An 11,960-nucleotide genomic window follows, 5' to 3' on the forward strand; every position below is an offset into this window, starting at 1 on the left:
CTTCCAAATGTGGAGGGCGTTTTGCTCGTGCTACTATATTCCACTCATAATTTCCTTTGATTTTTTCCCTGGAATCGTCTATGATTTGTAATCGATAGCTTGTGATGCTGGTTATCTTGCAGAACAACTCTTAGGAGGCCATATAGATGCGTTTACGGGGAAGAAAAGGGATTCGGGAAGATATCGAGCGCCAGAAGGAGCTCGTCGTCTTAAATGCCCGGGACCATAAGGGCAAATGGGCTCAATTATTTGGCAATGATAAGCCTATTCACGCTGAACTAGGTATGGGAAAAGGACGTTTCATCAGTGAGATGAGTCGTAAATATCCAGATATTAATTTCATTGGCGTTGATATGTATGATGAACTGATTCGCAAAGCGAGCGAAAAAGCCAAATTAGCACATGGCATCGAATCCGAGACGGCCGAGCAGGAAAACGATGAAGAAACAGCAATCACCGGTATTCCGAACTTACGGCTCATGCTCTTTAATATCGAACAAATTGAAGAAGCTTTCGCCGAGGGCGAGTTAGAGCGCATTTATTTGAATTTCAGCGATCCTTGGCCGAAAAAAAAGCACGCCCGCAGAAGATTGACACATCCGGGTTTTGTTGCTAAATATCAACAAATTCTTAACACCAATGGCGAAATCCATTTGAAAACCGATTCTCAATCCTTGTTTGAATTCTCGCTGAATTCATTCGCCGATATGGGCCTGAGAATGCGTAATATTTCATTGAACTTGCATGCAGAAGGGTTCCATCCCGATCATGTAATGACCGAATATGAAACTAAATTCGCAAGCAAAGGCATGAATATTCATCGCTGTGAAGTTGTGATAGGCGAACAGGCGCTTGCAGCACATTTGGATCAACTAAGCAAAGAGTAATCATGATCGCCTGCATAAATCGACCACTGGACGGGTGCGCCAGTGGTCTTTATTTTTACAATTATTGGTATTTAAAATTGCCATAATCGATAACGATAATGGATTTATCTTTCTTTCGGTAACGGATATTACTCCATTGAGGCTGTTTATTATCTTTGCGGATGATGTCACCAGCTTTTACTCCCGCTTTAGAAAAGTTTTTATGAATTTTCAGCAGTTTATTCTTATTTTTCTTATTATCAGAAACTTCATCTTTGATTTTCTCCATAATAATCCAGCCGAATCCATGGTCCTTCACTTCTGCAAGATGCGATTTGAGAGAGGATTTTACTTTTTTGTATAACTTGGCTTCAAATTCGTTACATTGGATTCCTTTTTTCGAAATAGCTACTTTTAATACGAAACCATCTTTGATGTCATAAACAATTCTATGCGCACCTGCACTAATTTCTTTGTAAGGCAGGTTTAAATTGGACCGGGCCATTTTTCTTTTATTACCCTTATCAACTTCCTGTTTTTTTGCCTTTAATTTTTGAATCCATTTCTTAATTTCTTTCAAATCTTTTGAATTTACATATTTATTTGCCATCTGTACATGATCCTTTCCTTAGTCTATTAATCTATCATATGCATGAGAGAAGGAAAGGTATGGATGATTGCATGAAAAAAAGCCCCTATTTCATTGTTATGAAAGGGACTAAATACGAATTATTCACCCCAGCAGCTGCATAATCACATTCGAACAGTCCGCCGAAGCCAAATTTCTTATCTTGCGTGAGATGGAAGCGCGCCTCGCTTCTACATCATCATATCGGTCAACCAGCATGGAGAGCCAGGTCTTGATCGTATCGGATGAGCGAATCGGCTCTCCGAACCCGTGCTGCGTAAAATAGTGCAGATTCTCTTCCTCTTGGCCGGGAATCGGATCGTAGAACAACATGGGGATGGATTTGGCCAACCCTTCTGAGCAGGTCATGCCCCCCGGTTTCGTAACAAGCAGATCGGAGACCTCCATCAGTTTGCCGATTTCATGGGTGAAACCAAACAGCCGTACATTCGGATGCTGGTATCGGGGATCTGTTGAGAGCTTCGTTAATGCTTTCTCATTGCTGCCTAAACAGAACAAGAACTGAACTTTGTCTCTCCATTCCATCAAATGCGCGCTTAGCGAATCGCCTCCGATTAATCCCCAGCCGCCGCCCATTACGAGCACCGTTGGTACCTGTTTCAACTGAAATTCTTGTCGAATGATTGATTTATCGTACGCTTCACGAAAACTTGGATGCACCGGGATTCCCGTTATTTCGACTTGAGCCGGGGCAACGCCCCGAACGAGGAGCTTATTTTTCACATCTTCCGTAGAGACCAAATACTTATTGACTTCTTCGCTTACCCAAGTGCCGTGGGCGTCATAATCGGTGATAACGGTGCAGAGGGGAGTGCTTAGGCCGGCCCTTTTCAGGCGGGAAACAACGACACTCGGAAAAGGATGGGTGCAGACGATGGCCTGCGGCGCCCATTGCTGGATGATCGCGGCCGTCTGCGCATAGAAAATACGATGGAGCGCCAGCTGCGTCAGCCGGTTCAATGATTTCTTATACTGGGAGCGGTACAGCTTTCCGTACAGTTTCGGCTGCGAGGTTACCGTTTTCTTATAGGCATGGAAAATCCATGGCGCCAGTGTCGGATGGAGGAAAGCGCCAAGCTCAAGAACCCGTGTCTCGATCGTAGAGCTGCGCTGCTCTAAAGAAACCGACAAGGCATGGGCGGCCTGCGTATGACCGGCTCCAAAGCCTTCAGATAAAATAAGAACCCGTTTTTTGCCGAGCGAGACGTCCATTTTTCTATTACCCCCATATAGCTACAGTCGCCAGAGCCGCAGTCGTTCCGATGAGACAGCCCGCCAGGCAGTCGGAAGGATAATGCAACCCTAAGTAAATGCGCGATAATCCCACAAGAAGAGCTATTGGAATAAGAATGAGTCCTAGAATCGGCATCGCCGCCACAAAAGGAATAATAATGGAAAAGATAGCTGTCGTATGACCGGATGGAAATGAGTGATCGGTCAGTGGATTTTTACAAATAATCGTCTGTGGAAGGACGAGATAAGGTCGAAGCCGCGGATACTTCTTTTTAATAATAGCTACGGGAATATGACTGATCGTTAAAGCTATTAACGCTTGTATGCCCGCTATATGCAAGGGACCTTGGCTGAATAAAGCCATGCATAGAGAGATGACGATTGTTGCCGTCGCTCCGCCTAAATGCGTTATTTTTGAAAAAAGATGATCGAGGAATGAGTGCTGTATACGCTGATTCACAAAGCAGAACATTCGAGTTTCATGATGTTGAAGCCAATGGACGACTCTGCTCATGAGTAGGCCTCCTTAGAGTTTTGCTTTAACGTTCTTCATTTTGCTTCTAAATCCATTGTAGATAGTGTTTATTAAAAGAAGATTAACGCTGTAACAAATTTTTCGAAACTATAATTTAACTTTACTATGATATGACGTTAACAATCTCATGCTAGCATGATAGGGAATAAGGGAATCGAAGGAAAAAGGGGCTGATGAGCATGAGAGTTGCCTTATTTACGGATACGTTTCTTCCGGATGTAAACGGTGTGGCGAAAACGCTCGGCAGATGGACACGGTACCTAGAATCCCGAGGCGCCGAATGCAAGGTCTTTGCTCCTGCAAGTATGACTGAAGACCCGGATCCGTTTCGCGTGGAGCGATTTTACAGTATTCCCTTTTTATTGTATCCCGAATGTCGCTTAGCTATCCCAAATCCCCTCTATCTTCGTAAATCGCTTCACGCTTTCGAGCCCACTATCATTCATTGTGCGACCCCATTTAACCTAGGACTCTTTGGTTTGTATTATGCACGCAAGCATGGCACTCCCTTCGTAGCTTCTTACCACACCCATTTTGACCAGTACTTAAGCCATTATAAAATTCCTTGGGTAGAGCCCACACTTTGGAAGTACATGCAGTGGTTTCATCAAAGCTGCAGCAAAGTGTATGTGCCGTCTGAGTCTACTATGCAGCATCTGGAAGCCAAAGGGTTGCGCAATCTGGAAATTTGGAGCCGCGGTGTCGATGCCGAACGTTTTCACCCGGATGTGAATCGCCAGGAGGTGCTTGCTTCCTACGGCGTAGACCCTTCCAAGTTTGTTATGCTCTACGTGGGCAGGCTGGCACCGGAAAAAAGTGTCGAAGTCGCCATAGAGACTTTCAAGGCTTTGCCCGAAGTGATTCGCAGCAGCGCTCACCTGATTATTGCCGGTGACGGACCTTCTGCAGCTTCTTTTCGCGAATTGTATAAAGAGCACGCCGAAATGACCTTCCCGGGATTTGTTCAGGGAAAAGCGCTGGCTGATCTGTACGCGGCAGCCGATGTCTTCATTTTTCCTTCTGCGACGGAGACGTTCGGGAATGTCGTACTGGAGTCGATGGCTGCAGGCACAGCCGTGATTGGAGCAGCAGCGGGTGGCGTGAATGACACCATTGAGCATGAAGTAACCGGATTGTTATGCCCGCCGGGCGATGTGTCGGCATTTGTCGACGCGGTTAAAAGGTTGTATGGAGAGGACGAAACCCGTCGATCGATAGCGAGGGCAGGGAGGGGCTACGCGCTTCGCCAGTCGTGGGAACAAATTTTTAATAACCTATATGCTAGCTATGAAGAGGTAAGCGATAGAGGAAATGTTAGTGCCTTACGAACGGATTCTGCACGAATGATTCGATGAGATAGCCGATTCACGCAAAAGTTGTCTTTCACGGATGATGTGGATTATAATAAACCCCGTGCTCCGCTTGTTCGTCTAAATCGTGAACATTTGGTGCACAATAAAATGAAAAACGATGAAAACAGGACTGTAACGATCTGATTTCGAGCACATGCTGCCTGATCTTTCTGCATTCCCCGTAAACCTGAAATAACTGGCTTATTTTCGGATTTTGTAGACTTTGACAAATCGGGGGAAAGAGAGGAAAATCAAGAACGGTTATTCACCTGTTACATATTGCGCAGAAGCATACAAAAAGAGAGCTCGGGCGCATTAAACAAAAAGGGGGATTTTTGCTTCATGCTGGACAACGTTATGCTTACCTTTCAAGTCGGATTGGCATTGGTTGGAGCGTATCAATTGTTTTTGACTTTTTTCGGATGGTACCGTCCAAAAAACAAGAAGCATTTCACGCCTCAAAAATCATTTGCGGTTCTCGTGGCCGCTCACAACGAAGAGCAAGTCGTTGGCGCGCTGATCGAAAACTTGAAAGCACTCGACTATCCTAAAGAGCTATATGATATTTTCGTTATTTGCGATAATTGCACCGACCGTACGGCAGACATTACCCGCAGCCATGGCGTTTATGCGATGGAACGGCATAACCCGAACCTGAGAGGGAAAGGGTATGCGATCGAATGGATGCTTAAGGAGCTCTGGAAGCGTGAGCGCCAATATGACGCAGTCGTCATGTTCGACGCTGACAACCTGGCAAGCCCGGATTATCTGATTCACATGAATAATGACTTATGCTCAGGATCCAGAGTGATTCAAGCCTATCTGGACAGCAAGAACCCGAACGACTCTTGGGTTACAGGGTCCTATGCGATTTCATACTACTTTGCGAACCGCTTTTGGCAAATGCCCCGCACGAACCTGGGACTGGCCAATTACTTGGGCGGGACCGGCATGTGTTTCGAGGCCGGCTTGCTGAAGCAAATCGGCTGGGGTGCAACGAGCCTGGTAGAAGACCTTGAATTCTCCATGCGCTGCATCAAAATGGGTATTCGACCTACGTACAATTACGAGGCTATTGTTTACGATGAGAAACCACTGACATTCAAAGCGTCTGCCAAACAGCGTTTGCGCTGGATGCAAGGGCATTTTGACGTCGCCAAACGTTATTTCTTCCCGCTGCTGTGGCAAGGGATTAAAGAAGGCAGCTGGACTAAGATTGACGCCGCAGTTTATTCGGCTAACGTATACAACTTCTTTTTCGGCGCGATTATCAGCGTGCTGCTTTGGATCAAATCCATTACGCCGGGCTGGGCGGATGCGCCGATGCTGGCGGATATCAACCCTGTTTTCTTCAACACGATCAGCGTTGCGATTTATATTTTGCTGCCGATTTCGATGTTCGTTGAGAAAGCCCCTTGGAAAGTTTATAAGTATCTGATTCTGTATCCGATCTTTATGGTATCCTGGTGGCCAATCACGTTTTATGCGTTCTTCACGCAAAATAACAAGCAATGGAGTCATACCGAACATACGCGTGTTATTCGCTTAGACGAAATGAAAAAGCAAGCAAGCTAGTTGACTTTCCTCAAACGAAGTGATATAGTATTTCAAGTAAAAGCAGAGGCGCCCGCTTCTCACCTGTCCGACACCGGTTGGCTGGTCTGAAATGAATCATCATGCATGTATAATAGGTTTGGCTTAAACCTGTTTTGATGAAGATGTGGGCCCATAAGCGCCCGCATCTTTTTTATTGTTTTAATCGGGGGCTCCCCCAAAAGTAATGGGAATAGGCTTCGTAGGCTTTCTTCACTTTTGGGGGAAATTAGTTACATACTTTCTGGAGGTGGAATGTTATTAGCAAAGACCATATGATCAACGATGAGATTCGCGTGAAGGAAGTACGCCTGATTGGGGCGGACGGAGAACAACTCGGCATCAAGCTGACTCGTGAAGCTCTTCAAATTGCAATGGAAGCAAACTTGGATTTGGTGAATGTAGCTCCGACGGCGAAGCCGCCAGTATGCCGCATCATGGATTACGGTAAGTACCGTTACGAGTTGCAGAAGAAAGAAAAAGAAGCTCGTAAAAATCAGAAGATCGTGGATATCAAAGAGATTCGCCTCAGCGCGACGATCGATGAGCATGACTTCCAAACGAAGCTTCGCAACGCAGTGAAATTCCTCGGCGACGGGGATAAAGTCAAGGCGAGCGTGCGATTCCGCGGCCGCGAAATCGCGCATGCCGAAATCGGCAAGAAGGTGCTGGACCGCCTTGCTTCCGAAACGGCTGACATTTCCTCGATGGAGCGCGCTCCAAAGCTTGAGGGAAGAAGCATGATCATGATTTTAACGCCAAAAGCTACCACTTAGGCGGATTTAACTAAATTAGGAGGAACACCAACATGCCAAAAATGAAAACTCACAGCAGCTTGAAAGATCGTTTCAAAATTACCGGCACTGGTAAAGTGAAAAGATATAAATCAGGCAAAAACCATTTGTTGTCCCACAAGTCCGCTCGTACGAAGCGCGTACTGTCCACAAACCCGGTTATGGCTCCTGGCGATGTACGTCGTCTGAAACAACAACTGGCTAACATCAAATAATTCAAATTACGAACATCATTCATACATTTCAGGAGGTAGTTGACAATGGCAAGAGTCAAGGGCGGATTCGTTCGCGCTCATCGTCGTAAGAAAATTTTGAAACTGGCAAAGGGTTACTTCGGTTCCAAACACCGTTTATTTAAAACAGCAAAAGAGCAAGTGATGAAATCCTTGCTGTATGCATACCGTGACCGTCGTCAAACGAAACGTAACTTCCGCAGACTGTGGATCACTCGTATCAACGCTGGCGCTCGTCAAAACGGCCTGAGCTACAGCAAATTGATGCATGGCTTGAAATTGGCCGGTATCGACATCAACCGCAAAATCTTGGCTGACCTGGCTGTGAACGACGCTAAAGCGTTCAACGACTTGGCAACAGCAGCAAAAGCAAAAGTAAACGCGTAAGCAGCCGCTTCGCCTTGCTAGAAGCTTGTCCCGATCATGGGGCAAGCTTCTTTTAGTTTAACCGGAGGCATGGTCAATCGACGGGGCCTCTTCATCGTTTCCGGTCGCAGGAGGCTTGCGGAACAACATTGCAATGAACATTGCCAGAGGCAAGAGGATTTGAAAAATGGGGAAAAGTTTCACGCTTACTTCGAGCCCCAGCCAAACGTGATAGGTGTAATTGGGTTCTATGAAAGAAGTAATGAATATGACGGAGCCTATATAGAAAATGGGGAATTTGCTTTTTGAACCTGCAAGCTGAGAAACAGCATACGTTGCAGCCCAATAAAATGCAGTCATTTTGACGAACAGTCCCAGGAACAGCAGAAGCGTAACGAAAACATCCAGTCGTTCGAAGATTTCGCCCACCTGAATTAACTGAACCGTTTGCAAGAAGGGAAGGGTGCTGTTTCCGAGTAAGGAAGGACCCAAAACCATGACATTCAACATGTTCATGACTATGAGAAACAGCGCCACGCTGATGTAGGCGACGATGGTCACATGCTGCATTCTGGTCTTGTCATTCAGCAGCCGCCACATCATGAAAAATATGACCATTTGTCCATAGGGGAAAGATATAATATCGGGAAAAGCAGCCCTAAGTACCGGGGCGATACCGTTTTCTAAGACAGGCAAAAGCCGATCAACGCTGAGGAGTTTGGAACTAATAATCAGAATGATCAATGTCATATAGCTTACGGCGACAATCGGTGTCAAGATTTCAACCACACGGCAAAAAGTTTCAATTCCCATGGCGATCGCGTAAGCGGCTAATAAAACAACGAAAAGCATAATGATGAATTGGGGGGTTCTGGATAGCAATGTGATGGTGGTGATCTCTCCAAAATCACGGACGTTTCGCATAGATTCATAAGCAAAATAGATGACAAAACATCCGCCAAGCAAGTTGCCGCAAACATTGCCGAAGCAAATTCGCAGAATGCCTATGAGATCATGGTCGGGAGCTTTTCGTTGAATGCTTAGGAACATGAGGACCAGGAGCAAGCCGGCAGCAGCTGCGACAAACATCGCGATCCAGGAGTCTTGCTTGGCTTTACTGCCCAAAGCGAATAATGGGGTACTTCCGATCTGGAAAAGGATGATCATTACCGCAATCTGATATTTGCTGATTCCTTCCATAAGACCTCACCCCCGGTTAGTCAGTCTTGCCTTGCATGAGTTTTTCAAAGGGTTTGGTGCTCATGCCTAGACGTTCCAATTTGACCTGTATGAAGGTCTCCAAAGAAGTTTGCGTAAACTGTTCGTCCCAATCCTCTTTCATCTGCTTCCATGCCTTCGGATACTTCTTGTGAATGGTACTGGCAAAGCCGAATACGTCAGCTTTCATTTCTTTGGCGGATTGCAGCGAAGTTTGCATCAAAGCGGCTAATTCATCATTAATGAGTTTTTCTAATGCGCGAAGACCCTCTGGCTTGGAACCGTCGATTCCGCAGCCGTTCTCAATGAGCTGTGCGGATGCGTGCACATGGGCTTTTATAACCCAGCGTCCGTCCTGCTGAATAGGATCCAATCGGGTTTTTGCATGTAAGATGCGAACTGCGGATTGAAACCTTTTGTTTTCCTGTGAACAAGGGAAGAATAACACGGACTGGTCAATCCGGTTTGTAATCCAACTGATGCCATATCCGTCCCGTGCAGACATCCATCCGATCATTTTATCCTTCTTGAAGACACCTAAACGTCCCAATTTTAATTTCGTGTTGAACACCGTGTTTTTTAACATTTCGATGGATTTGGATTCCTGGCCTTTCCCTGAAATAAATACTTCAGGTACAACCGTATAGCCGGAGTCCCCGGTCATGCCCATCGCAAGCTGGTAAACCATGACCTGATTTAAATTGGAGTCTTGCTTATCTTCGTTGAGGAGCATATTCTGTACGGCTGCACCCGGGATTTTTTCTAATGGCACAATTTGCTCCAGGATTTTCCTTCCACTCTCTCTGCTGACAAGAATACTCACAGTTTCTCGTGATCCGGCATTCCTGAAATAATCTTCAATAACAAGCGTAATCCCTTTACGGGCAGCTTCCTCGCCAATGACAGTAATTCGGTTATGGGCAAAAAAGAGCGTACGTGGCATCTCCAAGCTTGCTCTTTGTACGGCCGATTGTATGGTGTCCCCATCTGTAGAGAACACCATAACAGGGGCCTGTTGATTGGCACCGCCTCCCACATTTTGGCTGGATATCGATTGCGGAATGATGATCTGATAAGAGACCCGCCAATGGTCCTGCACCCAGTCAACGGCAGTTGCCGAGGTAATCCCGATTTTGTTGAGCTCGACGCGATCCCAGCACCCGGTGGTGACAAGGCAGATCAAGAAAATAAATAAACACTTGAGTTTAATGTGATGTTTATTAAGCATCGAATCCCCCTTCACAGCTACTATGGCTTCGTTTTCTTGGCTGACGCCGAATGTGGGGCGGAGGGCTGTCTGCGAACATTTTTGGCAAGAATGATTGGGCGCGTATTCAGTTTCCACCAGGGAAGTCGGATAAAAATATCTTTAATATTCGGTTTCAAAAAAGGAGCTAGCGGAGACAGATAAGGAATACCGAACGATTTGATGGAAGCCATATGAATCAATATCGCCATACAGCCCACTAGTATACCGAACAAGCCAAGTGTTCCGGCAAGGAGCATAAGCAAAAAGCGGATCAAGCGAGCAGCAACCGCCAAATTAATTGCCGGAGTCACGAAGTTCGAGATGGCTGTAAAGGAAACAACGATAACCATGGCGGCCGATACGAGTCCGGCTTGGACTGCTGCTTGACCAAGAACGAGAGCTCCTACGATTGAAATTGCGGGACCTACGACTCGCGGCATTCGCACACCAGCCTCTCTTAAAACCTCGAAAGTTACCTCCATCAAAAAAGCCTCGACTAATGCGGGGAACGGGACCCCTTCACGCTGAGCGGCAAGACCGATGAGCAGTGTAGTCGGAAGCATTTCGTGATGAAACGTCGTAATGGCAATATACATGGCAGGCAGCAGCATCGAGACAAGAAAGGATACATACCTGATCAAACGCACGAAAGAAGCGATATCGTATCGCTGGTAGTAATCTTCGCTGGATTGCAGAAATTTGAAAAAGGATACGGGGGCCAGCAATACAAAAGGCGTCCCGTCGATAATAATGATCACTTGCCCTTCCAAAATGCCGGCTGCAGCTGCATCAGGTCGCTCTGTGTTCATTAATGTCGGAAAGGGTGTATATATCTTATCTTCAATGAATTCTTCAATATAGGCGCTTTCCAGGATGCTATCGGTATCTATGCTTTGCAGACGGCGCTTGACTTCATCGAGAACCTGCTGGTTCGCAAGACCGTCCAGGTAAGTGACGATGACCTCCGTTTGGGTATATCGGCCGATTTTCAACGTCTCGAAGCGAAGATCAGGGGATTTAATCTTTCTGCGCAGGAGCATGGTATTGGTCCTGATATCTTCAGTGAAGCTTTCCTTTGGACCTCGAATGACGGTCTGTGTCTGCGGTTCTTCGATGGAACGTTTCTCCCAGCCGCAAGTGCCGGCCACTAGCGCTTCGTCGACACCGTCAATAAGTATGGCAGTTTTGCCATCCAATACAGCGGCCAACAGAAGCATGTCTTGATTAACGGTTGTTAATTCGCCTATGGTGACAATTTGCTGAAGCACATCGTGCATCCCGACGAACTGTTCAGCGGCATAGTTAGACTCCTGAACAGCCAGAAGAGGCTGTATGAGGTTAACCTGGATGGCATCCGAGTCGACAAGACCGTCAATAAAAACAAGAGCTAATGAGCATTGTTCGTGCGCAAGATTTAACTCTAGGGAACGGATGATGATGTCGGGGCTGCCGCCGAGTCGTGAATGAATCATGTTCACGTTCTCGTTCAAATCCGGCGATAAAGGGAGAGCGGGTTTCAGAGACGGTTTCATCAGTAGCCCTCATTTCCTGAATTGGTATTATCTTCTCTCGGTTGTTTTTGTTTTATTCAGTCAGACTATTGACTATTGCTCGGGGGATGCATATAATTATCTCTAAATCATATTCTATATGGTGATCAACACTATCGAATCGGCTATGAAGAGGAAGAAGTTATAAGGGCAGTTATGTTCAGAGAGCGTTGGATTTGCTGCAACCATCGCCTTAACCCCTTGTGTACGAAGTCACCTCGGAGCTGTTTTCCTGAAACATTCGGCGCGCCGTAATGCAGTAGGGAAAATCGGAATAGCACACGTTACCGTGCTGAGGGTATTGTTCGTATTGAACATACCT

The 11,960-nt window shown here is 46.2% G+C and carries 12 protein-coding genes; 6 read left to right on the plus strand and 6 right to left on the minus strand.

From position 1 onward, the window contains the following. Positions 1-146: 146 nt before the first annotated feature. The gene (gene trmB / locus ACFQZT_RS27820; protein ID WP_379305361.1) at positions 147-887 is read left to right on the plus strand and encodes a tRNA (guanosine(46)-N7)-methyltransferase TrmB; all 741 of its coding nucleotides are present in this window, start codon (positions 147-149) and stop codon (positions 885-887) included. Positions 888-948: 61 nt separating this feature from the next. Here trmB and ACFQZT_RS27825 read toward each other — a convergent pair whose 3' ends face one another. The 3 genes from ACFQZT_RS27825 to ACFQZT_RS27835 form a co-directional block, all read right to left on the minus strand. Then, complete coding sequence (locus ACFQZT_RS27825) at positions 949-1,476, minus strand: hypothetical protein (protein WP_379305363.1); 528 nt, start codon at positions 1,474-1,476, stop codon at positions 949-951. 123 nt (positions 1,477-1,599) lie between these two features. Continuing rightward, positions 1,600-2,727 (minus strand): MGDG synthase family glycosyltransferase, encoded by a 1,128-nt coding sequence (locus tag ACFQZT_RS27830; RefSeq protein ID WP_379305365.1) that lies wholly within the window; start codon positions 2,725-2,727, stop codon positions 1,600-1,602. 7 nt (positions 2,728-2,734) lie between these two features. Then, positions 2,735-3,262, minus strand: a complete 528-nt coding sequence (locus ACFQZT_RS27835) for a phosphatase PAP2 family protein (protein WP_379305367.1) — start codon at positions 3,260-3,262, stop codon at positions 2,735-2,737. Positions 3,263-3,462: 200 nt separating this feature from the next. On the opposite strand from ACFQZT_RS27835, the gene ACFQZT_RS27840 reads away from it, so the two are divergent. From ACFQZT_RS27840 to rplT, 5 genes are all read left to right on the plus strand, one after another. Next, a complete protein-coding gene (locus tag ACFQZT_RS27840) occupies positions 3,463-4,638 on the plus strand; it encodes a glycosyltransferase family 4 protein (RefSeq protein WP_379305369.1) in 1,176 nt (391 codons plus the stop codon). 339 nt (positions 4,639-4,977) lie between these two features. Next, positions 4,978-6,210 (plus strand): glycosyltransferase family 2 protein, encoded by a 1,233-nt coding sequence (locus tag ACFQZT_RS27845; RefSeq protein WP_379305371.1) that lies wholly within the window; start codon positions 4,978-4,980, stop codon positions 6,208-6,210. Between the two features lie 293 nt (positions 6,211-6,503). Then, positions 6,504-7,004, plus strand: a complete 501-nt coding sequence (gene infC, locus ACFQZT_RS27850; protein WP_379305372.1) for a translation initiation factor IF-3 — start codon at positions 6,504-6,506, stop codon at positions 7,002-7,004. Between the two features lie 32 nt (positions 7,005-7,036). Then, a complete protein-coding gene (gene rpmI / locus ACFQZT_RS27855) occupies positions 7,037-7,237 on the plus strand; it encodes a 50S ribosomal protein L35 (protein WP_379305374.1) in 201 nt (66 codons plus the stop codon). A 45-nt stretch (positions 7,238-7,282) separates the two neighbouring features. Beyond that, positions 7,283-7,642 carry a 50S ribosomal protein L20 gene (gene rplT / locus ACFQZT_RS27860; RefSeq protein WP_270877498.1) on the plus strand — a complete coding sequence of 120 codons (360 nt, stop codon included), beginning with the start codon at positions 7,283-7,285 and terminating at the stop codon, positions 7,640-7,642. 57 nt (positions 7,643-7,699) lie between these two features. On the opposite strand, the gene ACFQZT_RS27865 is transcribed toward rplT, so the two are convergent. The 3 genes from ACFQZT_RS27865 to ACFQZT_RS27875 are packed head-to-tail and all read right to left on the minus strand — an operon-like array spanning position 7,700 to position 11,620. Continuing rightward, on the minus strand, positions 7,700-8,821 hold the full coding sequence (locus ACFQZT_RS27865; protein ID WP_379305377.1) for a GerAB/ArcD/ProY family transporter: 1,122 nt from the start codon (positions 8,819-8,821) through the stop codon (positions 7,700-7,702). Between the two features lie 16 nt (positions 8,822-8,837). Then, positions 8,838-10,067, minus strand: coding sequence for a Ger(x)C family spore germination protein (locus ACFQZT_RS27870; RefSeq protein ID WP_379305379.1), 1,230 nt, complete (start codon positions 10,065-10,067; stop codon positions 8,838-8,840). 20 nt (positions 10,068-10,087) lie between these two features. Beyond that, positions 10,088-11,620 carry a spore germination protein gene (locus ACFQZT_RS27875; protein WP_379305381.1) on the minus strand — a complete coding sequence of 511 codons (1,533 nt, stop codon included), beginning with the start codon at positions 11,618-11,620 and terminating at the stop codon, positions 10,088-10,090. Between the last annotated feature and the right edge of the window lie 340 nt (positions 11,621-11,960).

Origin of the sequence: Paenibacillus sp. GCM10027628, assembly GCF_042676385.1 — a bacterium.
GTDB lineage: Bacteria > Bacillota > Bacilli > Paenibacillales > NBRC-103111 > Paenibacillus_E.